This is a genomic window from Actinomadura sp. J1-007 (assembly GCF_009793335.1).
GTDB classification, from domain to species: domain Bacteria; phylum Actinomycetota; class Actinomycetes; order Streptosporangiales; family Streptosporangiaceae; genus Spirillospora; species Spirillospora yumaensis.
Genome location: NZ_WING01000001.1, coordinates 6,333,587 through 6,355,983, shown reverse-complemented (window position 1 = coordinate 6,355,983; position 22,397 = coordinate 6,333,587). Strand labels below are relative to the sequence as shown.

General features: G+C 74.9%; 19 protein-coding genes and 3 pseudogenes. 12 read left to right on the top strand and 10 right to left on the bottom strand.

Annotated features, from left to right (window positions below):
• Positions 1–206: 206 nt before the first annotated feature.
• The 3 genes from GEV43_RS28845 to GEV43_RS28835 all read left to right on the top strand — a co-directional run bounded on the left by GEV43_RS28845 (position 207) and on the right by GEV43_RS28835 (position 2,523).
• The gene (locus GEV43_RS28845; protein ID WP_241683079.1) at positions 207–1,052 is read left to right on the top strand and encodes a class I SAM-dependent methyltransferase; all 846 of its coding nucleotides are present in this window, start codon (positions 207–209) and stop codon (positions 1,050–1,052) included.
• A gap of 138 nt (positions 1,053–1,190) precedes the next feature.
• The gene (locus GEV43_RS28840; protein WP_160823376.1) at positions 1,191–2,006 is read left to right on the top strand and encodes an alpha/beta fold hydrolase; all 816 of its coding nucleotides are present in this window, start codon (positions 1,191–1,193) and stop codon (positions 2,004–2,006) included.
• A gap of 52 nt (positions 2,007–2,058) precedes the next feature.
• On the top strand, positions 2,059–2,523 hold the full coding sequence (locus tag GEV43_RS28835; protein WP_160823375.1) for a hypothetical protein: 465 nt from the start codon (positions 2,059–2,061) through the stop codon (positions 2,521–2,523).
• An 18-nt stretch (positions 2,524–2,541) separates the two neighbouring features.
• Here GEV43_RS28835 and GEV43_RS54070 read toward each other — a convergent pair whose 3' ends face one another.
• The 3 genes from GEV43_RS54070 to GEV43_RS28820 are packed head-to-tail and all read right to left on the bottom strand — an operon-like array spanning position 2,542 to position 8,372.
• Positions 2,542–6,690 carry a HEAT repeat domain-containing protein gene (locus GEV43_RS54070; RefSeq protein WP_160823374.1) on the bottom strand — a complete coding sequence of 1,383 codons (4,149 nt, stop codon included), beginning with the start codon at positions 6,688–6,690 and terminating at the stop codon, positions 2,542–2,544.
• Positions 6,691–6,738: 48 nt separating this feature from the next.
• Positions 6,739–8,085, bottom strand: coding sequence for a diaminopimelate decarboxylase (gene lysA, locus GEV43_RS28825; protein WP_160823373.1), 1,347 nt, complete (start codon positions 8,083–8,085; stop codon positions 6,739–6,741).
• Positions 8,085–8,372 carry an SAV_915 family protein gene (locus tag GEV43_RS28820; RefSeq protein WP_160823372.1) on the bottom strand — a complete coding sequence of 96 codons (288 nt, stop codon included), beginning with the start codon at positions 8,370–8,372 and terminating at the stop codon, positions 8,085–8,087. Before GEV43_RS28820 ends, lysA begins: the two co-directional genes overlap by 1 nt.
• A 139-nt stretch (positions 8,373–8,511) precedes the next feature.
• Here GEV43_RS28820 and GEV43_RS28815 point away from each other — a divergent pair.
• Positions 8,512–9,212 (top strand): annotated as a pseudogene (locus tag GEV43_RS28815) (PIG-L deacetylase family protein).
• Between the two features lie 398 nt (positions 9,213–9,610).
• On the opposite strand, the gene GEV43_RS28810 reads toward GEV43_RS28815, so the two are convergent.
• Both GEV43_RS28810 and dut read right to left on the bottom strand, forming a co-directional pair.
• Positions 9,611–10,432: a DUF3710 domain-containing protein gene (locus GEV43_RS28810; RefSeq protein WP_160823371.1), complete on the bottom strand. Its 822-nt coding sequence runs from the start codon at positions 10,430–10,432 to the stop codon at positions 9,611–9,613.
• Positions 10,433–10,435: 3 nt separating this feature from the next.
• A pseudogene (gene dut, locus GEV43_RS28805) lies at positions 10,436–10,908 on the bottom strand (dUTP diphosphatase).
• Positions 10,909–11,194: 286 nt separating this feature from the next.
• Here dut and GEV43_RS28800 point away from each other — a divergent pair.
• From GEV43_RS28800 to GEV43_RS28770, 8 genes are all read left to right on the top strand, one after another.
• Positions 11,195–11,455 carry a hypothetical protein gene (locus tag GEV43_RS28800; RefSeq protein ID WP_160823370.1) on the top strand — a complete coding sequence of 87 codons (261 nt, stop codon included), beginning with the start codon at positions 11,195–11,197 and terminating at the stop codon, positions 11,453–11,455.
• Positions 11,456–11,463: 8 nt separating this feature from the next.
• On the top strand, positions 11,464–11,883 hold the full coding sequence (locus tag GEV43_RS28795; protein WP_160823369.1) for a hypothetical protein: 420 nt from the start codon (positions 11,464–11,466) through the stop codon (positions 11,881–11,883).
• A gap of 25 nt (positions 11,884–11,908) precedes the next feature.
• Positions 11,909–12,439, top strand: a complete 531-nt coding sequence (locus GEV43_RS28790; protein WP_160823368.1) for a MauE/DoxX family redox-associated membrane protein — start codon at positions 11,909–11,911, stop codon at positions 12,437–12,439.
• Positions 12,436–12,894, top strand: a complete 459-nt coding sequence (locus tag GEV43_RS28785; RefSeq protein WP_160823367.1) for a hypothetical protein — start codon at positions 12,436–12,438, stop codon at positions 12,892–12,894. Before GEV43_RS28790 ends, GEV43_RS28785 begins: the two co-directional genes overlap by 4 nt.
• A complete protein-coding gene (locus tag GEV43_RS28780) occupies positions 12,891–13,445 on the top strand; it encodes a hypothetical protein (RefSeq protein WP_160823366.1) in 555 nt (184 codons plus the stop codon). Before GEV43_RS28785 ends, GEV43_RS28780 begins: the two co-directional genes overlap by 4 nt.
• A complete protein-coding gene (locus tag GEV43_RS46995) occupies positions 13,433–13,600 on the top strand; it encodes a hypothetical protein (RefSeq protein ID WP_164717152.1) in 168 nt (55 codons plus the stop codon). The genes GEV43_RS28780 and GEV43_RS46995 overlap by 13 nt, the downstream gene beginning before the upstream one ends.
• Positions 13,601–13,959: 359 nt before the next feature.
• Positions 13,960–14,175 (top strand): hypothetical protein, encoded by a 216-nt coding sequence (locus GEV43_RS28775; protein ID WP_160823365.1) that lies wholly within the window; start codon positions 13,960–13,962, stop codon positions 14,173–14,175.
• A gap of 115 nt (positions 14,176–14,290) precedes the next feature.
• A complete protein-coding gene (locus GEV43_RS28770; protein WP_160823364.1) occupies positions 14,291–15,577 on the top strand; it encodes a cytochrome P450 in 1,287 nt (428 codons plus the stop codon).
• Positions 15,578–15,604: 27 nt separating this feature from the next.
• Here GEV43_RS28770 and GEV43_RS28765 read toward each other — a convergent pair whose 3' ends face one another.
• From GEV43_RS28765 to GEV43_RS28745, 5 genes and pseudogenes are all read right to left on the bottom strand, one after another.
• Positions 15,605–16,711, bottom strand: coding sequence for an acyl-CoA dehydrogenase family protein (locus GEV43_RS28765; RefSeq protein WP_160823363.1), 1,107 nt, complete (start codon positions 16,709–16,711; stop codon positions 15,605–15,607).
• Entirely contained in the window at positions 16,708–17,925 is a 1,218-nt protein-coding gene (locus GEV43_RS28760) for an acyl-CoA dehydrogenase family protein (protein ID WP_309239887.1), read from the bottom strand. The genes GEV43_RS28765 and GEV43_RS28760 overlap by 4 nt, the downstream gene beginning before the upstream one ends.
• A gap of 161 nt (positions 17,926–18,086) precedes the next feature.
• Positions 18,087–19,001, bottom strand: coding sequence for a metal-dependent hydrolase (locus GEV43_RS28755; protein ID WP_160823362.1), 915 nt, complete (start codon positions 18,999–19,001; stop codon positions 18,087–18,089).
• A pseudogene (locus GEV43_RS28750) lies at positions 18,998–19,950 on the bottom strand (alpha/beta fold hydrolase). The gene GEV43_RS28755 and the pseudogene GEV43_RS28750 overlap by 4 nt, the downstream one beginning before the upstream one ends.
• Positions 19,951–20,102: 152 nt before the next feature.
• Positions 20,103–22,343: a glycosyl hydrolase family 18 protein gene (locus GEV43_RS28745; RefSeq protein WP_160823361.1), complete on the bottom strand. Its 2,241-nt coding sequence runs from the start codon at positions 22,341–22,343 to the stop codon at positions 20,103–20,105.
• Positions 22,344–22,397: the final 54 nt, after the last annotated feature.

The window sequence follows — 22,397 nt, the reverse complement described above, 5'->3', positions numbered from 1 at the left end:
TAACACCCCCTAACGCGGACGCCGCCTCGCCCGCGCTCCGGCGGGCCCGGACCCGGCGCGCCCGAAGGGAGGCCATTTCTGGTCCGCGAAAGGCGCGGCCACAGATTACGGAAGCAGAAATTCGTTTCTGAATTGTGTCTTGATGACGCTGGAAGAATTGCTTGAATTGTGCTATGATCGAGAAGTCGGGCGTTATATTCGGCAGAATGATGGAAGTCAGTCAGTCGGCGCTCATGGCGTCCGCCGCGCGTGCCGCGCATCTCATCGTCGACGATCCGCCCGCGGTCTTCTCCGACACGCTCGCGTCCGCCCTTCTGGGCGAACGGGCCAAGGAGCTGATCGGCTACCACCGGGCCCACGGCACGCATCCCGTGCTGGCCCGAGCGCGCGCGGCCGCCACGGCGCGCAGCCGCTACACCGAGGACCTGCTGGCCGAGGAAGCCGCCTCCGGGCGGATCGGCCAGTACGTGGTCCTGGGGGCGGGGCTCGACTCGTTCGCCTACCGCTCGGGGCTCGCCGCCCGCGTGCGCACGTTCGAGGTCGACCGTGCGGCGACGCAGCGGTGGAAGCGGGACGCGCTCGCCCGCGCGGGCGTGGCGGTCCCCGGCTCGGTGGCGTTCGTTGCCGCCGACCTGGAGGCGGAGCCCGCCGCCGGGCTGCTCGGACGCCTGGAGGAGGCGGGGTTCGACGCGTCGCGGCCGGCGCTGGTGAGCTGGCTCGGCGTCACGATGTACCTGTCCCGGGAGGCGATCGGCCGGACCCTCGCGGTCGTCGGCGGCCTCGCGCCCGGCACCGAGCTGGTCGCCGACTACCTGCTGCCGCCGGAGCTGCGCGACGGCGCGGGCCGGGCGTACGCCTCGGCCGTCTCGGCGGTGACGGCCGAGGGGGGCGAGCCGTGGACGACGTTCCTCGACCCCGGCGGGATGTCGGCGCTGCTCGCCGAGCACGGCCTGAAGACCGTCGAGCACGTCCGGGAGAACGACGTCCTCGGGACGCGCGCCGACTCCCTCGCGCCCGCCGAGCTGTCGATGCTCGTCCGCGCGCGGGCCTGAACGGCGGCGGTGACGCGCGTCGGGCCAGAACTGCTCGCCTTTACGCGGTGGGTACGGAATGGCATTACCTCGCGCGTCATCGCCTCGTTCGACCGCCGCTCCCTAGGTTGGGCGCGAGCGAACGACAAAGGGGACGACATGTACTTCACCAGCGCCGACGGCACTCGCATCGCCTACGAGGACTACGGGCAGGGCGAGCCGATCGTGTTCGTGGCGAGCGCGATGCTGAACGCCGACATGTGGGAGCACCAGATCCCGTTCTTCGTCGAGCGCGGCTTCCGCTGCGTCGCGTTCGACCGGCGGGGCCACGGCCGCTCGGACCGCCCGTCCACCGGGTACGAGCCGGACACCTGCGCCGACGACCTCGCCGCGCTGATCGAGCACCTGGACCTGCGCGGGGCCACGCTCGTCGGCCACTCGCTCGGCGGCGCCGAGTCGGCCCGCTACCTGGCCCGCCACGGCGAGGACCGCGTCGCGCGCGTCGCGTTCGTGTCGGCGGTCCTGCCGTTCCTGAAGCGGACCGGCGACAACCCGGAGGGCATCCCCGAGGCCGCGTTCGAGGACGTGATCGCGCAGATCCGCGCCGACCGGGCGAAGTGGCTGGCCCGCCAGGCGCAGGCGTTCTTCGCCACCCACCTCGGCAACCGGGTGTCGCCCGAGCACGTGGACCTCACCTACCGGCAGTGCCTGTCGGCGTCGCCGTGGGCCGTCCTCCAGTGCCAGCAGGCCCTGTTCCACGCCGACCACCGGGCGTCGCTGCGCGAGATCACCGTCCCGGCTCTCGTCGTGCACGGCGCGGCCGACTTCTCCGCGCCGATCGACGTCACCGGCCGGCGCACCGCCGCGCTCGTCCCCGGCGCCGTCTACCGCGAGTACCCGACCGGCGGCCACGGCATCTACGCCAGCCACAAGGACGAGCTGAACGCCGACCTGCTCGACTTCATCACGTCCTGATCCGCCGGGCGCGGCGGGCCCCCTCCCGGAGGGCGTCGCCTACGCTCCGGCCATGAACGGCTCCCGTGTGTGGATCTTGGCCATGTCCGCGGCGCTGCTGGTCGCGGGCTGCTCCGAGGGCGAGAAGCCCCGGGCCGCGGCGTCGCCGTCCGCGTCCCGGCCGTCGCCGTCCGCGGCGCCCTCGTCGGCGTTCTGCCTGGACCTGGAGGCGTTCCAGGTCGGCGCCGTCGTGTTCCGCGCCGACGTGGGCGGCGCGGCGGAGGGCAGGCGGCTGGACTTCAAGGACCTGCGGAAGAGGGCCGCCATCCTCCTCTACATGGGCGAGCGGATGCAGGCGAGCGCACCGCCGGGGATCGCCGAACGGTTCCGCGCCGTCCTCAAGGCGATCCGCACCGCCGCGAGGAAGCTGAAGGCGGGGTCGAAGGTGCGCGACGTCGTCGACCCCCTGTACGGGAAGGCCATCCAGCCCGCCTTCGAGGCCGTCGACCACTACGAATGCCCCGGGGCGGGCGGGTGAGGTGCGCCGGGGCGGCGTTCAGGCGGTGATCCTCTCCAGGACCGCCGTGTAGCGGGGGCGGCGGTCGGGGCGGGCTCGGGCGGCGGCGTGCCTGAGGGCGGGGGACGCCGGGATGCCGATGCGGACGAGGGCTTCGGCGGCGGCGTCGCGGACGGCCGGGCGCGGGTGCGCGAGCAGCGCGACCAGGCCCGGGACCGCGGGTTCCCAGGCGGCGTGGCCCAGCGTCGCGGCGGCCGAGCGGACGATGTCGGGGCGCGGGTCGTCCAGCAGGCGGACGGTCTGGTCCAGGTAGGCGGGACGGTCCAGGACGCGGCGGGAGAGGCGGTGCGCGTGGAGCCGCACGCGGGCCTCGGAGTGGGTGACGGACTCGTTGAGCAGGTCCGCGAGAGCGTCGTCCGGCGGCTGTTCCGCGAGTTCGGTGAGGGCGCGGCGGATCTCCTCCACGGTTCCTTCACGCGCCTGGCGGAACAGCTCGGCGCGGGACGGGGGCCGCGGCGGCGGCGTCCTCGTGCGAAGGGCGGCCAGTGCGGCGGCGGTGTCGGGGGTGTGCAGCGGGCCGTCGACCAGGGTGAACGGTTCGGCGCGGCCCTCGTCCCGCAGGCGCTGGAGCGTCCGGGCCAGCGCGGGCGTACGGGTCAGGCGGGCACCTTTCAGCAGGTCGAGCACGCCCCATGCGCCCGCTTCGAGCCGTCCGGAGAGGGCGGTGGCGAGGACGTCGCGCGGGACGCGGTCGAGGGCGTGGCGCGCAGGGCCGGTGGGGTCGCGTTCCCAGGCGCGGAGGAGGAACGGAACGAGGCGTTCCAGGTCGGACCCCGTGAGGTGGGACGCGAGTCCGGCGAGCCGTGCTAGGGACGCGTCGTCCTCCGGAACGGATTCGGCGGGCGCGAGCGCCAGCGCAGGGGCCAGGTCGTGGGCGGGAACGGTGACGCGGCCCGCGAGGTGGGCGTGGAGGACGGCCAGGCGGGGTTCCGGTTCGGGCCAGGCGAGGAGCGTTCGGGCGGCGGTCTCGCGGCGGGACGGCAGCGGGTCGTCCAGCATGGACAGGAGGCGTTCACGCTGCGCCGAGGAACGCGGCTGGTCGAGGTCGGCGGCGCTCGGGACGCGCGGCGCGGGCGCCGGGCGCGCGGCGTCCTCGGCGATCGTCCACGGCGGCGCGCCGAGCGGCTGGAGCTCGGTCATGCGGGCGAGCGTCTCTTCGCGGTCGGCGGTGCGGTAGGCGTCGATCAGGGCGTTGAGGCGTTCGCGTGAGCCCTCCTCGGGCGCGGGCGAGGAGGGCAGGGCGAACGCCTCGCGGAGGACGGCCTCCTCGGCCAACCACGGGTCCGGGCCGTTCGCCGCGGCGTTGAGGGCGCGATCGAGGTCGGCGCGCGTGAGGACGGCCCCGCACGCGCGGAGCAGCACGATCCCGGGACGGGCCAGCGGCAGCGACCGGAGCCGTCCGATGAGGGCGAGCCGTTCGCCCGTCGTGAGGAACGGGACCGCGCGCAGGAGGACGTCGAGCGTGCGCTGCCGTTCGGGCGCGTCGGGGCCGCCGGGAAGCGCCTCGGCCAGCCGTACGGCGTGGCGGGCGAACGCCGCGGCCTCCTCGTCCTTCCAGGGCGGCGGGCACAGCCGCAGAGCGAAGCGCAACGCGCCGGGCAGGTCGAGGAAGCGCGCGAGCAGGGGCCGCAGGCGGGGATCGGGCGGCGTCGCGGGGTCGTGCGCGCGAACGACACGGCGTGCGGCCTCCTCGTCCCAGCCCCGGGTCGTGAGCGCGTGCAGGTCGGCGTCCGGCGGCGCGGAACGTTCGGGGGCGGCGGCGAGGAGGGCCGCGCCGGACGGCGACCCCTGCGCGGCCAGCGCCGCGATCGAACGGGGCGTGAGGGCGACGGCCCGGAGGAGGAGGTCACGGGCTCGTTCGGTGGCGGCGTGGTCGGCCGCCGCGACGACCGTGGCGGCGTACGCGTCGCCGAGCACGGCCCGCAGCGCCCCGGCCAGGGACTCGCGGAAGCCGGGGTTGTCATGAGCGCCCAGCCAGAACAGGAGCTTCGGCACGGCCGAGGGCGCTCCCGCGCGGGCGAGCGCGTCGGCGGCGGTCTTCTTGACGTTCATGTTGGGGTGGTCGAGGCAGGCGGCGATCACCGGCGCCGCCCACGTCGCGCGGGCTTCTGCCAGCGCGCGCACCGCCTGCCGGACCGTCCGGGCGTCGTCGCCGGACGCCAGCGGGACCAGACTCGCCGACAGGTCCTCGGCGTCGTCCGCGAGGAGCGCGATCACGTGCTTGCGGACGTCCGGGTCGCGGTGCCGCAGCAGCGGGTGGACGCGCGCCTTGGTCCGCCGGTACGGGACGCCGCGGAGCAGCCCGAGCAGGATCGCCAGCTCGGTCGCCGTGAGGCCGGGACGGTCCGCGAGGTCGAGGGCGACGCTCGCGAGCAGGGCGTTCCCGGCGGACTCGGGTCCGTCCGCGTCGAGGAGGCAGCGCGGGCGGACGGCGCCCCTCCGGAAGAGGCGGGCGCCGAGGTCGCGCACGGCGGCGCGCGCCGCGTCCGGGACGGACGGCTCGGGCCCCGACCTCCACGCGGCGGCGAGGTCGGACACGACGCGCAGGAGGAGGTCGGCGACGGCCGGCACGGTGGACGCGTCCCCGTTGCGCGCGATCCGGCACAGGGCCCCGGCCGGAGCGTCCGGGTCGAGGTCCGCGCGCAGGAACGCCAGCTCCGCCGCGTCCGGCCCGCCGAGGTCGTCCGCGATGCGCGGCGGCACGCTGCGAGGGTCCAGGCGCGCGAGCAGCGAACGGCGCTCCCCCGCGTCCTCGGTGAGATGCCACAGCACCTCCAGCGCGCGGGACGCGAACGGCCGCAGATGCTCGACGGCCTCGCCGTCCGCGCCGAGCCCGTCGCGCAGGGCCGCGACGGTGCGGGGGCCGCCGATGGCCTCCAGCGCGTCGAGTGCCTCGCGCGGTGCGCGCGGCAGCAGGTCGATGACCGCCTGCTCCGCCGGTACGTGGCGCAGCGCCCGGAGCGCGCGCAGGAACGGCCTCGGGTCCTCCGCCGAACGAGCCGAGGCGGCCACGGCGTCCCCGATCCCCAGCTCCCCCGCGCCCTGCGCGTCGAGCGCGACGAGCAGCTCAAGGCGGCGGGGCCACGACGCGTCGTCCGCGCCGGCGGCCGCCGTCAGCTCGCGGACGACCGCGCGCCGGGACGAGAAGACGACGGCCGCGAACCCGTCCGCCCCGATCCCGTGGTCGGCGAGCGCCAGGCCGACGATCGCGGGCACGTCGCCGTCCGCCGGGAAGCGCCCGCGCCGGTGCATCCGCCGCAGGCAGCGCAGGGCGGGGCCCGCGAGCAGCAGCGGATCGGCCGCCGCGACGCGCAACAGGCCGGGCACGTCGCCGCGTTCGGCCAGGTCGCCGTACGCCTCCAGCGCCCGCCGCCGTGCGCGCGGCGGGCGGCCGGGGTCGGCGGCGACGTCCCGCAGGAGGTCCGGGTGCCCGTGCCGCGCCGCGACGTCCACCGCCTCTTCGGGGCAGCCGCCGTCCAGCAACGGCAGGACGCGGTGCCGGGGAAGCGGGTCGAGCGCCGCCCACGGCTCCGCCAGCTCCCGCACCGCTCCGCCGACGCCGCCCGCGCCGATGGCGAGGTCGGCGATCAGGGGACGGGCCCGCGCGGGGGCGAGGAGCGCGGCGTGCAGGGCCTCGCGCGCCACACGGAACGCCTCCTCGCGTAGGACGGCGTCGTTCCGCGCGGCCAGTTCGCGTACGAACGCCTCGGGGTCGCGCGCGTCGGCGGCCCCGATCGCGCGAACGGCCTGATACAGCAGCTCCCCCGCAGGCTCCTCGCGTACGGCCTCGGGCCGGGAGGCGAGCTCCGCCGCCAGCCACGCGATCCGTACCGGGGCCTCGCGCGCGGCCCGCCACCCGGGCAGCGCGCCGAGGCGAAAGCGCAGGTGGAGCCGCGCCTGGGCCAGCGCGGCCTCCGGCGACGCGTCCAGCGCCTCCGGCAGGACGCCCGCCCACGCGAACCCGTCTTCCTCCGCGTCCTGCCGTTCGGCCAGGCGGACGAGGCCGACGCGGCGCGCGTCCGGGTCGTCGTGCTCGATCAGGGCCCGCAGCGCGGCGGGCGGAAGATCCTGAACGCTCGGGTCCGCGCCGACGCGCGGCAGGGCGGCCGTGTCCGGAACGCGTGGCATGGCCCGATCCTAGGATCCGGCCATGCCACCGGCGCACCGGCCGCGCGTTCAGCCGACGTCGCGGGCCAGCAGGTCGTGGACCGTCTCCCGGCGCACGAGCAGCCGGGCCCGTCCCCGCCGCACGGCGACGACGGGCGGGCGGCGGACGAGGTTGTAGTTGGACGCCATCGCATGGTGGTACGCGCCCGTGCACGGCACCGCGAGCAGGTCGCCGGGGCGGACGTCGGCGGGCAGCCGGGCGTCCCGGACGAGCACGTCGCCCGCCTCGCAGTGCCGGCCGACCACGGTCGCGGCGCGGTCGCCGCCCGCGCCCCGGCGGCCAACGAGCCGGACGGTGTAGCGCGCGCCGTACAGGCCGGGCCTCGGGTTGTCGCTCATCCCGCCGTCCACCGCGACGAGCAGGCCGCCCGCGACGCCGTGCTTGACGCTGACGACCCGGTACACCGTCGTCCCGGCGCGGGCGACGATCGCGCGGCCCGGCTCGACGGTCAGGCGCGGCACCGGGACGCGGTGCTCCGCGCACGCCGCGCGGACCGCGCGGCGCAGGCGCTCGGCCACGGCGGCGGGGTCCAACTCGGGGTCGCCCGGCCGGTACGCGACGCCGAAGCCACCGCCGAGGTCGAGCTGCGGCGGCGCGGCGCCGTGCTCCGCGCGCACCGCCGCGAGCAGCCCCACCATCCGCCGGGCCGCCTCCTCGTAGGCGGCGGGGTCGGTGATCTGGGAGCCGATGTGGCAGTGCAGGCCCGCCAGCGCCAGCCCGCGCTGGCCGAGGACGCGCCGTACCGCCTCGGTGGCCGCGCCCGACGCCAGCGAGAAGCCGAACTTCTGGCCGTCGGTGCCGGTCGTGACGGCCGCGTGCGTGCGCCCGTCCACGCCAGGGGTGACGCGGACCATGAGCCGCGGCCGGGCGCCCTCCGAGGCCAGCGCCGCGAGCCGGGTGATCTCGTGGAACGAGTCGACCACGATCCGGCCGACGCCGTGGCCGAGCGCGGCGCGCAGGTCCTCGGGCGTCTTCGCGTTGCCGTGCATCAGCGTCCGCTCGCCCGGGAAGCCCGCCGCGCGCGCGACGGCCAGCTCGCCCGCCGAGCACACGTCCAGCGACAGCCCCTCCTCGGCGGCCCAGCGCGCCATGGCCCGGCACAGGAACGCCTTGCCCGCGTACGCCACCTCCCCGTCGTGGAAGGCGCTGCGGAACGCCCGGCAGCGGCGCCGCACGTCGTCCTCGTCCACCACGTGCAGCGGCGTCCCGAACCGTTCGGCGAGCGCGGTCAGCCTGACCCCGCCGACCGAGACGTCCCCGTCCGCGTGGGGGTGCGCGGTCGCGGGCCAGACCCCGCGGCCCGCCCTCGCGCCGTCCAGGACGGGCGCGGGGCCCCGCTCGCGCGTCGCGGCCATCAGCGCCGCCCGGCCAGGGCCGCGCGCCTCGGCGCGCTCACGACGGGCACCTCCGGCCCGACGAACACCGGATCGACCTGGATCCGCGTCACCCCCAGCGGCGCGAGCAGCGCCCGCAGGGCCCGCTCGCCGAGCCGCGTCCACCGCTGCCCGTCCCCGTACGCCGCGCGGAGCCGGTCCTCGCCGCTGAAGGCGATCCCGACCCGCTCGCGGCCGACCCGCCCGGTCCGCAGCGCCAGCGCTCCGCCGCCGCGCTCGCTCACCGGAACGATGAACAACCCGTCCACCAGCCCGTCCCCTCCCTAGGCCGTTCGAGGCAGCCCACGCTAGGCGCGGGACCGGGTCTTGATCCTTTTCGCTACGGGATGCTTACGCGCCGGAGGGGAACCCTCACGCCGCCCTAACAAGATCGGCGAAGATGGGGGCATGGAACCGGTACCTGAGGACTGGCGGCGCGCCCTGGCGATCGTCGCGCACCCCGACGACCTGGAGTACGGCGGCTCGACGGCGGTCGCCAAGTGGACCGCGCAGGGCAAGTCGGTCGTGGAGGTGCTCGCCACGCGCGGGGAGGCCGGGATCGACTCGATGGACCCGAGCGGGCCCGGATGGTCCGCAGCGCCGAGCAGGTCGAGGCGGCGCGGGCGGTCGGCGTCGAGACGATCGAGTTCCTCGACCTGCCGGACGGCACGCTGGAGTACGGCCTGCCGCTGCGCCGCGCCCTCGCCGCCGCCATCCGGAGGCACCGCCCCGAGGTCGTGATCTCGGTGAACTTCCGCGAGCGGTTCCCGGGCGGCGCGTTCAACATGGCCGACCACCGCGCCCTCGGCCTCGCCGCCGTCGACGCCGTCCGCGACGCCGCCAACCGGTGGGTCTTCCGCGACCTGGACCTGGAGCCGTGGCAGGGCGTGCGCTTCGCGCTGCTCGGCGGCTCGCCGGAGGCGGGCCACTACGTGGACGTCACCGGGTACCTCCGGGCGGGCGTCGACTCGCTGCTGGCCCACAAGGTCTACTACGACGAGCTCGGCGCCGGCTTCGACGGCGAGGCGTTCCTGACCGGCATCGTCGAACCGGCCGGCCGCACCGCCGGCGTCACCCACGCCATGCCGTTCGAGCTCATCGAGACCTGAGCGCCGGCGCGGCCGCCGGTTCCGGGGTCCGGAGGAGCCGGGGGGCCGGACGGTCAGTGGCGGGCGTTGGGCCGCTTGCCGCCGTTCGCCCTCTTGCGCTTGCGGGTGCGGCGTTTGCGCGTCTTCTTCGACATGCCTCGATTGACCTCCCGCGGGCCCGTCCTGGCAAGGTCCGGCACCGGCCACGCGGCCGGTGGGCGGCGGTGCGAGCGCGGGCAGGGGACGGCGGGGCGCACGGGAACGGCGAAGCCCGCCGGAGGCGCGCGGAAGGGCGCGCGCCCGCGGCGGGCTTCGCGGTGCTCTCGGCCGGAGCCGGGCAGGCGTACCAGACAGGCGTACCGGGCGGTCCGGCGCGCCAGGCCGGCGCGTCGGGCCGACCGCCGCGCCTGGCCGGACGGTCAGCGGACCTCGGTGATCTCCGGGCCGCGCTCGAACGGGTCGAACGTCTCGACGTTCTCCTCGTCGCCGTCCTCGCCCGCCTCGGAGAACTCCTTGGGGATCTGGAGCTCCAGCAGGTCGCGGGGCGGCATCGGGGCGTCGCCGCGGAACACGACGGTGCCGCGGAAGACGTCCTCCAGGACCTGCCACTGCTCCTCGTCCTCGATCGCGGCGCCCTGCACCACGGCCTGGAGGAACCAGCGGGGGCCGTCCACGCCGATGAAGCGGATGATCTGCGGGGCCCAGCCCTGCTCGACGAACTCCGCGGGGATCTGCTCGCGGACCTCGTCGGGCATCTCCGCGAGGACCTCCTCGGTCAGCGGCGCGGGCACCATGGCGAGCAGCTCGGGCCCGAACGGGCCGTCGCCCTCCTGGGTCTGGCCCTGCGCCTCCTCCTCGATGTCCTTGGCCGTCTCACGCCGCACGTCCTCCCAGATGCCGCTGCGCTTGGGCGCGGCGAACACCTGGAGCTGCATGGCGGACTCCTCGTACTGCACGAGCACGGCGACGGGCCGCCCGTCGAGGGGGTTGCCCTCGTCGTCGACCTGGGTGGCCTCAAAGTTGACCTGGAAGCCCAGCCCCGGCGCCACGGGGACCTGGATCGAGCCGAAATCGAGCCGCTGGAGCTCGGGGTACTCCTCCTCGGAGTCCCACGGTCCACCGTCCTCGGAGCCGGACTGCGCGGGAGCCTCCTCGGCGGCCTCCTCGGCCTCCACCGGCTCCTCGGTCACCTCGGTACCCTTCGCGGGCTCCTCGGCCTGCCGGCGACGTCCAAAAGCCACGACTCACGCTCCTTCTCGACTGTGCTCATTATCCGCGAAACCGCCCGTGGATCCGAATCCGTTCGCCCCTCGGGCCGATCCGGGAAGCTCGGAGACCTCGTGGAACACCGCCTGCTCCACCCGCTGCACGACCATCTGCGCGATGCGGTCGCCGCGCCGCAGCCGGACGGTGGCGCGGGGGTCGGTGTTCAGCAGGGTCACCTGGATCTCACCCCGATAGCCGGCATCGACCGTACCGGGTGCGTTGACGATGGTCACCCCAAACCTAGCGCCCAAACCGGAACGGGGGTGAATGAAAGCGGCGTAGCCGTCCGGCAGCGCGATCCCGACGCCCGTCGGGACCCTGGCCCGCTCGCCGGGGGCAGCTCGACGTCGACGGCGGTGACCAGGTCGGCCCCGGCGTCGCCCGCGTGGGCGTACGCGGGCAGCGGCAGCCCGGGGTCGAACCGCTGGATGAGGACGTCGACCTTGCTCACGGATTCACCTCACGCTCGGAGTCCACGCCGACGGCGCCGGGCGGAGGTCGTGGGTCTCCGGGCGGCGCGCGCCGTACGGCCAGACGACCCTACCGACCGCCCGGTCCGACCCCTCGGCAAGCGCGCCGCCACGGGCGAGTCCCGCGGGCGGGCGGCGGCGGTGCACGCGGTGACGATACCGGGTCCGGAGGGGTGACCACTTCCGGCTGGTTTGCCCCGCTGGGGATATCTCGCGCGTAGCGTCACGTTCGTCACTGACCGTACCTCGCGCACGAAGGGTCGCGGCATGAGGCGTCAGGTCACCCATCGGTCCCTCGACGGCATCCGGGTCCGGATCGCAGGGACCCACGACCTCGGAAAGCCCTGCACATCGGTGGCGCGGATCGCCTCGGGCGGCCTGCTGCACGAGATCTCCAGCGGCACCCGCGAGGGCGCGCTGTCCTGGGCGGACGACATCGGGGTCGAACGGTTCGACCAGGAGTTCCGGGTGCAGGGGGGCGGCTGCGGGTCGGCAGGACCGCGTCCCGCGACGCGGAGACCGGGCTGACGGACCCGGTGCTGGCGGCGGTGTGGGAGGGGCGGCGGCACGCGGTGTTCACGCACCTCTACCACGGCGGGCCCGCCGACGCCGTCGCGTTCTTCGGGTCCCTGCGGCTGAGCGAGCACGAGGACGGCGTCGTCGCCGTCCCGAAGGGGCGGGCCCGGCGGCCCGAGCCCGCCGAGCTGGTCAAGGAGGTCCCGGGCGTCGGGCTCCTGGAGATCACCGCGCTGAACGGGCAGACCCGCAAGCGGCTCCCGTCCTGGCGCGGGGCCCCGGTGGCGGGCGGCGAGCTGTTCCAGGACGCGGTCGAGGGGCAGGGGCCGTACTTCCTGCTGGCCCTGGAGTCGCTGCTGGTGACCGTCCTGCCGGAGGAGCACCGGGTGCGGGAGGTGCCGGGCCGCCTGGCCGGGCTGGCGGTGGAGGCGGTCCGATGACCGCCCCGGCGGCGGGCGGCGGCCGGTGAGCGCGCTGCTCGCGGGCGCCGGCGCGGTAGCCGTGCCCGTGATCCTGCTGGGTTCGCTGTTCGGGCAGCTCAGGCAGCCGGGCCTGCTGGCGGCCGCGCTGCGCGCCCAGGGCGTGCTGCCCCGGTCCCTCGCCGCGCCGACGGCGTGGCTGGCCGTGGCCGCCGAGGCGGTCGCGGGGACGGCCGGGGCGCTCGGCGTGCTCCTCCGCCACGACGGTACGGCCCGCGCCGGGCTGGGCGCCGGGGCCGTCCTGCTGGCCGGGTACGCCGCCTACGCCGCGTACGTGGCCCGGACCCGGCCGCGCGGGGTGCCGTGCGGCTGCGCCGGGGACGCCGCCACGCCGATGACCGGCTGGGTCGCGGCGCGGGCGGCGGCGCTGGCCGCGCTCGCGGCGGCGGGGGTCGGCTGGGGGCCGCCGGACGGCGTCCCGGCGGCGCAGCGGGCCGTGGCGGCCGTGGCGGGGCTCGGCCTCGCGGTGATCCTGTGGACGCTGCCGCAGGCCATGATCGAGGAGGGTGCGCGATGAGCTTCACGACGAGTGCGCTGCTGCTGTCGTGGGTGGCGATCCTGCTGCTCGCGCTGGTCGTGGCCGGGCTCGTACGGCGGGTGCACGCGCTCGGGCCGGGCGGGCCGGCCGGGCGGGCGGAGCTCGGCCCCCGGCCCGGCACGCGGGCGCCGGCGTTCGACCGGCTCGGGCCGGGGCTGCTGCTGTTCCTCGACCGGGACTGCGGCGTGTGCTCCGACGTCCTCGCCGCGGCGGGCGCGCTCGGGCGGCCCACCCACGCGATCTTCTCCGGACCGGCGCCCGGCGGGCTGCCGCCGGAGCTGACCGTGCTCGCCGGGGAGGGCGACGGGCTGTTCGCGGAGTACGGGGTCCCCGCCACCCCGTTCGCCGTGGTCGTCGGGGAGGACGGGCGGGTGCGGGCGGCGGAGCCGGTCGGCTCCCCCGAGGCGCTGGACGGGCTGGAGGCGGCGCGATGATCGAGCTTGAGGACGTTCCCCCGCTGCGCGGGCCCCGGCCGAAGGGCGCCCAGCGCGTCCGGCGGCGGGCGCACTCCGACCCGGGCGCGGTGGCGCGGCCCGTGCGGCGCAGCGTGCTGACCGGGCTCGCGGCGGCGGGCGCGACGGCCGGGCTGAACGCGCTCGGGGTGTTCCCGCCCGCGCGGCAGGCGCTCACGGACGGGTTCAGCCTGCGCGGCTACACCGACATCTACGGGCGCTGCCCGTCGTACGCGCGCAACCACAACTGCTCCCCCGGCTGCGGCCCGAGCGTCGTGTGCTCGTCCTGCTGCCAGACGAGCGGCAAGTGGAAGGGCTGGCACAAGACCGGGGCGACCGACCCCGGGCGGTACAAGCTGCGCCCGAACCAGTGCTACGGCGGCGGCTGGGACGGCTGGCTCTGGGCGTACTCGAAGAAGTGCGGGAGCTGCGCCAAGGGCGTGACGTGGCGGTGCCACGACGGCTGGAAGAAGTCCAAGCAGGGGACCTGGTACAAGACCATCTGCCGCAAGGCCACCTCGTGCCGCAAGTGACCGCGGGCCGCATGCGGCGCGGCCTGACCGAGCCGTTCCTGCCCGTCGCGGCGCTCGCGCTGCTGGCGCTGGCGGCGGCCGCGCTGGACGCGACGGTGCTGTGCTGGGCGTCCGTCGGAGCGATGGCCGGGTACGCCCTCTCGGGCAGTGTTTGAACGCGCAACAGCGAATCGGTGCTGTTCTCGCCAGGTTGGCGGGGTCACGTACGGCAGGGCGAGGTCCTGGCCGTCTTCACCCTCGGGCTCGTCCTCGGGGGCACTCTGAGCGCGACGGTGATCTGGCTGCTGTCCGGCCTCGCCGCGCCGCTCCCCTCGTACGCCCGCACGGCCGCGATCCTCGCCGTGGCCGCGGTCGGCGTCCTGCGCGAGTTCGGCGTGATCGCCGTCCCGCTCCCCAGAACGCGCGGCAGATCCCGCAGGACGTCCTCCAGGCGCGCCTTCGCCGGGGCTCGCTCCAGTTCGGCTTCGAGCTGGGCACGGGCGTCCGCACGTACGTCTCGGCGAGCAGCCCGTACGTGCTGGCGGCCGGCCTGTTCCTCAGCGGCGCGGGCGCTCCCGCCGTCGTCGCGGCCGGGACCGCCTTCGGCGCGGGCCGCGCGCTGAGCGCCGCGCTCACCTACCTCTCCCGCGACCTCGGCCGCGCCGCGGCCGTCGCCGTCCGCATGCCCCTGATCAGGAACGCCGCCGCTACGGCGACCCTGGCGGCCCTCACCGTCCTCCTGGTGGTTTGATCAGAGGAGGACGAGGGCGTACGGGAGCCGTTCGCGCGGTCGCTCCCTTGACGGGACGCGAGGGCGTCGGTTCCATGGGAACCGAACGAGGTTCTGGACTCCGGGGACGGTGCGCATGGCGACGACCGAGGTGGACGAGCGGATCGACCTGTCGGACCTGGCGTTCTGGTCCCGGCCGCCCGAGCGGCGGCTGGCGGCGTTCCGGGAGCTGCGGGAACGGGACCGGCCGGCGTTCTTCCCGGAGCTGAAGCTCCCGTTCATCAAGACCGGGCCGGGCTACTACGCCCTGGCCAGGCACGCCGACGTGGTGGAGGCCAGCCGGACGCCCGAGGTGTTCAGCAGCGAGCCGTGCTCCAACAGCGTCGCCGACCTGCCCCGCTACATGGCCCGCTACTTCGGCTCGATGATCAACATGGACGACCCGCGGCACGCCAAGATCCGGCGGATCGTGTCGCGGGCGTTCACCCCGCGGGTGCTGGCCAAGCTGGAGACCGACCTCCAGGCGACCGCGACCCGGATCGTGGACGACCTGGTCGCGCGGCGGGGCGGCGGCGACTTCGTCACCGACGTCGCCGCGCGGCTGCCCGTACAGGTCATCTGCGACATGATGGGCATCCCCGCGCACGAGCGGCCGATGGTGTACGACCGGACCAACATCATCCTCGGCATCGGCGACCCGGAGTACACCGGCGGCAAGCGGTTCGAGGTCGAGGGCATCACCCGCAGCGGCGTGCTGTACGGCCTGTCCAAGGCGATGACCGCCGGGTACGAGCTGAACCACCTGGCGATGAAGCTGGCCCGGCGCCGCCGCCGCGCGCCCGGCGACGACCTGGTGTCCGCGCTCGTCTCGGCCAACGTGGACGGCGAGTCGCTGACCGACCAGGAGATCGGCTCGTTCTTCATCCTGCTCGTCGTCGCCGGGAACGAGACGACGCGCAACGCGATCTCGCACGGGCTGAAGCTGTTCACCGACCACCCGGACCAGCGGGCGCTGCTGCTGGACGACTTCGACGGGCGGATCGCCGGGGCGGTCGAGGAGGTCGTCCGGATGGCCACGCCGGTGATCCAGTTCCGGCGGACGGTCACCAGGGACCACGAGATGAACGGGCAGCTGTACCGGACGGGCCAGAAGGTGCTGCTGTTCTACAACTCGGCCAACCGCGACGAGGCGGTCTTCGACGATCCGGACGCGTTCGACATCACCCGCTCGCCCAACCCGCACGTGGGCTTCGGCGGCCCGGGGCCGCACTTCTGCCTCGGCGCCAACCTGGCCCGGCGGGAGATCACCGTGATGTTCCGGGAGCTGTTCACCCGGGTCCCCGGCATCCGTTCCGCCGGGGAGCCCGACCGCCTCTACTCCAACTTCATCAACGGCATCAAGCACCTGCGCTACACGTACTGACGCGCACCCGGCGGGCCCTGCCGGGCCTCAGATGCCGAGGCGCTCGGCGAGGCGGGCGCGGTGGGCGCGGGGCGGGCCGAGCAGCAGCTCGTCGCCCTTGGCGCGCTTGTAGTACAGGTGCGCGTCGTGCTCCCAGGTGAAGCCGATCCCGCCGTGCAGCAGCAGGCTGTCCTTGGCGACGCCGAACGCGGCGCGGCCGAGGTACGACCCGGCGAGCGCGGCGGCGACGGGCAGCTCGCCGGGGCTCTCGTCGGCCGCCCACGCCGCGTACCGGACGACCGACTCGGCCTGCTCCAGCACGCAGTGCATCTCGGCGAGCCGGTGCTTGACGCCCTGGAACGACCCGACGAACCGGCCGAACTGCACGCGCAGCTTGGCGTACTCGACGATCACGTCCAGGCAGCGGCGCAGCACGCCGAGCTGCCCGGCGGCGAGCGCGACGGCCGACAGGTCGAGCGCGGCGGAGACCGCCTCTGGGGAGTCGGTGATCCGCCGCGCGGGCGTGCCCGCGAACCCGATCCGCGCCTGCGGCCGGGTCAGGTCGAGCGTGGCCAGCGGCGTCCGGGTCACCCCGGCCGCCGAGCCGTCCACCGCGAAGACCGCGCGCGAGCCGTCCGGCAGGTCGGCCGGGACGAGGATCAGGTCGGCCTCCGCGCCGTTCAGCACGCGGGCGGCCGTGCCGCGCAGCTCGTGCCCGCCGCCGGACGCCGCGCCGGCGGCGGGCGAGGCCGCGGGCAGGGCGTCGCCCTGGACGGGCACGGCGAACGTGGCGAGCGTCGCGCCGGACGCGACGCCGGGCAGCAGGTCCTTGGCCGCGCCCTCGTCGCCCGCGCGCAGCAGCACGTTCGCGGCCAGCACGGCGGAGGCGAGGTAGGGCGACGGCGTGAGCGCCGCGCCGAGCTCCTCCATGACGACCGCGACCTCGCCGTGGCCCGCGCCCGCGCCGCCGTACGCCTCGGGGACCGCGAGCCCGGCGAGGCCCAGCTCGCCCGCCATCCGGTCCCAGACCGTCCGGTCGAACGCCTCGTCCGACTCGGCGACCTCCCTGACCCGGGCCATCGGCGCGGTGTCGGCCAGGAACGACCGGACCGAGCCGGCCAGCTCCCGCTGCTCGTCCGTGCGGATCAGCCTCACCTGCCGGCCTCCTTCTCCTGCGTGCCGACCTTGAGGTCGCGGAACGGGACGGTGCGGTCCACCTGCGGCTCGCGGGGCAGGCCGAGCACGCGGTCCCCGATGATGTTGCGCATGATCTCGTTGGTGCCGCCGCCGAGCGCCATGCCGGGCCCCCAGGACAGCGCGCGGGCGATCTTCCCTGAGCCCTCCTCCGCGCCGTGGGCGACCGACTCGGGCCCGAGGATCTCGCTGGCGACGTCGGCGCTGCGCAGCGTGAGGTCGGCGAGCAGCAGCTTGCTGACCGAGCCGCGCGCGCCGGGCTGGATCCCGGCCCTGACCTCCTGCGACAGGCGGGCGTTCAGCAGGTCGAACGCGCGCTCCTGGAGGTAGAGGTCCACGAGCTGCTCGCGGACGGCCGGGTCCTCCAGCAGGCCGCGCTCGCGCGCGGCGTCCGACAGCGCGGCGAACGAGGCGGGCCGCTCGGTGCGCGCGGCGCCCATCCCGATCGAGACGCGCTCGTGCAGGAGCGTGGTGACGGCGGCGGACCAGCCGCCGTTCACCTCCCCGACGACCTGGTCGGGGGCGACCCGCACGCCGTCGAAGAAGATCTCGTTGAAGTGGGCCTCGCCGGTCATGTCGCGCAGCGGCCGGACCGTCACGCCCGGGTCGTGCATGTCGATGACGAACATGGTGATGCCCTGGTGCTTCGGCACGCCGGGGTCGGTGCGGGCGATGAGCAGCCCGAAGTCGGCCTGCCTGGCGACCGAGGTCCACACCTTCTGCCCGTCCACCACCCACGCGTCGCCGTCCAGGACGGCGCGCGTCTGGAGGGACGCCACGTCCGACCCGGCGCCGGGCTCGGAGAACATCTGGCACCAGATCTCCTCGCCGCGCAGCAGCGGCCGGACGTAGCGGCGCTTCTGCTCCTCGGTGCCGATGGACAGCAGCGTCGGCCCGCACATGCCGAGCCCGATGCCGAAGACGCCGAGGGGCAGCGCGAAGTCGCGGGCGGCCTGCTGGAACGCCCGCTCCTCCGGCTGCCCGAGCCCCTGCCCGCCGTACTCGGCCGGCCAGGTGATGCCGGAGTACCCGGCGTCGTACAGCGCGGCCATGAACGCGCGGGCGGCGTCCAGGCCGGGATCGGCGGGCAGGCCGGAGGCGTGCTCCTCCAGCCAGGCGCGGACGCGGCGCCCGTACTCCTCCAGGCTCGCGGCGTGGTCGTCCGGATCCGTCACGGGTGTCCCTCCCGGGGAACGGCGGTCAGCGTCCGCTTACGCTAACCCCTGCGACGCCGGATTGGAACGCCATTCGGTTTCCCTTGCGTCCGTTCGAGGTAGGCGGTCCGGGCGCCGGGGCGCGGTTGACGGCGCCCGGACCGCCGGTCTCGGCGCCCCCCTCAGGCGGCTCCCGGGTCGCGGCCGGGGGGCGGAGCGGCGGCGGCGCGGGCCGCGGGCGAGGTCGCCAGGTAGTCGGTCGCCTTCCGCGTCGAGCACTCCTGGGACGGGTGGTAGTCGCGCCGCAGGTACGAGCGGGCCGCCGCGACCATGAAGCGGTTGCTCGGGAAGACGCCCCGGCGGACGGCGCGGCGGTAGTCGCGGACGCGCGGCCGTACGCCCTTCAGCGTCGGGTCCTTCGCGCACAGGTACGCCGCGCCGAGGTAGACGGCCATCGGCAGCGCCAGCACGCCGAGGAAGAACGCCACGAACCGCAGCCAGTACTTGCCCGACACCTTCTCGTACACGTCGAACGCCACGGAGCGGTGCTCGACCTCCTCCGCGCCGTGCCAGCGCAGCAGGTCCATCATCGTGGGGTCGGCGCCCGCCTCGTCCAGCTCGCGGGCGTCCAGGATCCACTGCCCGAGGACGGCGGTGTAGTGCTCGATCCCGGCGATGATCCCGATCCGCAGGTTCAGCCAGCGGCGGCGCGGCAGCAGCCGGAGCGGCAGCGGCGGCCGGTCGCCGAGCAGCACCTTGAACATCCACTCGACGCGCGCGGTCAGCGGGCGCGGGTCCAGGCCCCGGGCGAGCATCTGCCGGTCCAGGACGCCCTGGTGGGAGTACGCGTGCACCGCCTCCTGGCCCATGAAGCCCTTGACCTCGGCGCGCAGCCGCTCGTCGTCCTCGACGAGCGGGAGCGCCTGCTTGTAGACGTGCACGAACCAGCGCTCCCCGGCGGGCAGGAGCAGGTGCAGCACGTTGATGAAGTGGGTCGCGACCGGCTCGTCCGGGATCCAGTGCAGCGGCGTGCCGTCCCAGTCGAACCGCACCCGGCGCGGCGTGATGACCGGGTGGCGCTCGTCGATCTCGCTCACGCGCCGCTCCCCTCCAGGACCCCGCCCGCGGCGGGCAGCCGGGCCGCGCGGAGCGCCGGCGGCTCCGGCGCGCCCTCGACGTGCTCGACCAGCTCGGCGATCCACCCGGCGACGGCGGCGGGGTCGCGGCGGACGGCGCCCCAGTGCCCGGCCGCGATCTCGCGGCGCCACAGCCGGTCGGTGTAGCGCGCGAGGTCCAGGGACTGGTGCGGCGACACGAACGCGTCCCGCGTCGGCGCGATCACCTGCACCGGGACGTCCGTCCGGCACAGGTAGCCGGGCCGCAGGAACCGTAGCGCGTTCGCCCGGTACAGCTTCACGCCGTGCACCGCGTCCTTGAGGAACGTGGGCGCGGGCGTCCGCTCGAAGCCCTCCGTCCGCTCGACCACGATGGGGAAGAGCCGCGCGCCCCCGAGCCGCCACGCGACGTTCGCGACCCCGGGGATCGCGCCGAACGCCAGGTACCACGACCGCGCGAACTGCCCGCCGAGCCGCGCGAGGTTGCGCGGCGTCGGGCGGCGCAGCCGGTCGCGGACCCACTGCCCGAAGTGCTCGACGCACGGCCCGGAGATCGAGGTGAACGACGCGACGCGGCCGTCCACCCGGTCGCCGGTGACCGCGCCCCAGCCCTGCACCGACCCCCAGTCGTGCCCGACGAGGTGGACGGGCCGGTCCGGGGAGACCGCGTCGATCACCGCGCGCAGGTCGCCGGCCAGGTGCTCCATGCGGTACGCCCAGGTCCTGCGGGGCGGGACGAGCCGCCGGCCCCGCGCACGTCGTAGGTCACCACGCGGAACCGGGCCGCGAGGATCCCGGCGACCGGCTCCCACACCGACTGCTCGTCCGGGTAGCCGTGCACGAGCACGAGGACCGGGCCCCCGGCCGGGCCGTACTCGCGCACGGCCAGCCTGGCTCCGTCGGACCTCACCCTGCGCGTCCTGACGTCCATCGCCCACCACCAAATTAGACTGGAATCTAATATGGGAAGGAGTTGAACGAAAGTCAATACCGCGGCCCGACCGGACGCGGGGCCGGGGGCGGGCATGCACCGGGGCCGGTGACGGAGGGAGTCACCGGCCCCGGGCGTTCACGGGCGGAGGATCACTTCAGGCCGTCGTCCAGGGCCTTGGTGAGGACGCCGGTGTCACCCGACATCTCCCAGATCATCGCGCCGAGCAGCCCCTTGCTCTTGAGCCAGGCCGCCTTCTTGCCGATCGACCAGGTGTCGTCGAACGTCCACCACTGGCCGCCGCTGCCGGTGTAGCAGTACGTCCCGACCGCCTGCTCGTCGTGCGTGACGGTGCAGTTCGGCACCATCGCGATCAGGTTGCTGTACCCGCGCGTGCCGGCCTCCTCCTGGAACTGGCCGGGCGCCGCGCCGTTCGCCGACTGCCACTCGCCGCGCTTGCCGCCCTCGGCGACGCCCTGCCAGCCCCGCCCGTAGTAGGCGAGGCCGATCGTGAGCTTGCGCGGGTTGACGCCCGCGTCGAGGTAGACCTTCACGGCGTTCTCGACGCTGAAGTGGAACGGGTACGGGTCGTCGGTGTCGGTGTAGAGGTTGCCCTGGTGGCCCGTCCGGTTGGGCTCCCAGGAGTTGTCGCTGCCCGCGCCGTGGAAGTCGTAGCCCTGGATGTTGAAGATGTCGAGGGACTTGGCGACCTCGGGCAGGTCCCAGCCGGCCGCGATCTTCGCCGGGTCGGCGGGGGTGAACGCGGTGAGCTGGTAGCGCTTGCCGGTGTCCTTGGACAGCTCGTCGAGCTGGCGGCGGAACTCGGCGATCAGCAGCGTGTTGTTGGCCTTGTCGTTCGCGCCGATGTGGTTGCCCGCGTGGCCCTCGGCCCCGGGCCACTCCCAGTCCAGGTCGATGCCGTCGAAGATCCCGGCGCCGGTGCCGGGGCCGCCCGCGCCGTTGTAGACCGGCAGGTTGCCCTTGATGTAGGTGTCGATGCAGGACGCGACGAACTTCTTGCGGGCCGCGTCGGTCGCGGCGACGTCGGAGAAGTACTTGGAGTACGTCCAGCCGCCGAGCGAGATCAGGACCTTGAGGTTCGGGTGCTTGGCCTTGAGCTTCTTGAGCTGGTTGAAGTTGCCGCGCAGCTTCTCCCAGCCGGTGTCGCCCACGCCGTCCACCGACTGGCCGGCGCTCATCGGCCGCCCGTAGTCGGCCTCGGCGTCGCCCGCGCCGTCGCCCTGGTTCGGGTCCTGCGGGTTCTGCGTCGTGCCCTTGGTGACGCCCTGGAGGCAGGTCAGGTTCTTCGGGTCGATGTTGCCGAACGCGTAGTTGATGTGGGTGAGCTTCGCCGCGTTGCCCGTGGTCTCCAGGTTGCGGACGAAGTACTGGCGGCCGTAGATGCCCCACTGCACGAAGTAGCCGACGCGGGCGTTGCCGCTGACGATGTCGTCGGTCCTCGCCTTCACCGCGGCGGACGCGGCCGAGACGTTGTCGTACAGGTCGCGGGCCTTGACGGTGAACGAGTACTCGGTGGACGGCGTCAGCCCCGACACGGTCGCCTTCGTCTCGGTGACGGTGGTCGCGACCTTCCCGTCCACGAGGACGTCGTAGTTGGCGACGCCCTTGTTGTCGGTCGAGGCGTTCCACGCGAGCGACACGCTGCCCGACGTCTTGCCGGTGCTCCGCACGTCGCCCGGGACGGACGGCGGGATCGTGTCCTCGGCCGGGTCGTTGGTCTTCACCTGCAACGGGGCGCTCGCCGGGGACAGCGCGCCCTTGCGGTCCTTGGCCTTCACCGTGAACGTGTACGGGGTGTTCGGCGTCAGGCCGGACACCGTCGCGGTCGTCCCGGTGACCGACGCGGCGAGCGCCGAGCCGTTGTAGACCTCGTAGCCGACGATCGGCACGCTGCCGGGCGTCGCGGCGTTCCAGGCGAGGGAGACGGTCTTGGTGGTGGTGGCGGTCGAGCGCAGACCGCCCGGCGCGCCCGGCGGCGCGTCCGCCGACCCGTCGCAGTTCGCGTCGGCGATCCGGCAGCCCGTCGGCTCCACCGCCCGGCTGAGCGAGAACGTCGGGCTGTACGGCTCGGTGTTGCGTCCGGGCTGGACGGTGTTGATGTAGTAGGCGGGCGTCAGGGTCACCCGCGTGCCGTTCTGGGCGATCGTGGCGTGTTCGGCGTTGCTCGCGGTGACGCCGGACGGCAGCTCGAATTCGAGCGTCCATCCGGTGACCGCCGCGTCGCCGTCGTTCCGGACGACGTACTTCGCGGTCGTTCCGGACTGGGAGAAGGCCGCCAGGAGCCGTCCCGCGGCGTGCGCGGGAGCTTGCACGGCGCTGAACGCGACGGCGACCAGGAGTGCGGCGAGGAGCGTGCTGACCAATCGGCGCATACCAGGGACCTATTTCTGCGGGGGACGGGTTTTCCGGGATTGAGGAACGCGACC

Coding starts and splice junctions, on each gene's coding strand:
- GEV43_RS28845 (WP_241683079.1), top strand. CDS start 207: ATGATGGAAGTCAGTCAGTCGGCGCTCATGGCGTCCGCCGCGCGTGCC.
- GEV43_RS28840 (WP_160823376.1), top strand. CDS start 1,191: ATGTACTTCACCAGCGCCGACGGCACTCGCATCGCCTACGAGGACTAC.
- GEV43_RS28835 (WP_160823375.1), top strand. CDS start 2,059: ATGAACGGCTCCCGTGTGTGGATCTTGGCCATGTCCGCGGCGCTGCTG.
- GEV43_RS54070 (WP_160823374.1), bottom strand. CDS start 6,690: ATGCCACGCGTTCCGGACACGGCCGCCCTGCCGCGCGTCGGCGCGGAC.
- lysA (WP_160823373.1), bottom strand. CDS start 8,085: ATGGCCGCGACGCGCGAGCGGGGCCCCGCGCCCGTCCTGGACGGCGCG.
- GEV43_RS28800 (WP_160823370.1), top strand. CDS start 11,195: ATGAGGCGTCAGGTCACCCATCGGTCCCTCGACGGCATCCGGGTCCGG.
- GEV43_RS28785 (WP_160823367.1), top strand. CDS start 12,436: ATGAGCTTCACGACGAGTGCGCTGCTGCTGTCGTGGGTGGCGATCCTG.
- GEV43_RS28780 (WP_160823366.1), top strand. CDS start 12,891: ATGATCGAGCTTGAGGACGTTCCCCCGCTGCGCGGGCCCCGGCCGAAG.
- GEV43_RS28770 (WP_160823364.1), top strand. CDS start 14,291: ATGGCGACGACCGAGGTGGACGAGCGGATCGACCTGTCGGACCTGGCG.
- GEV43_RS28745 (WP_160823361.1), bottom strand. CDS start 22,343: ATGCGCCGATTGGTCAGCACGCTCCTCGCCGCACTCCTGGTCGCCGTC.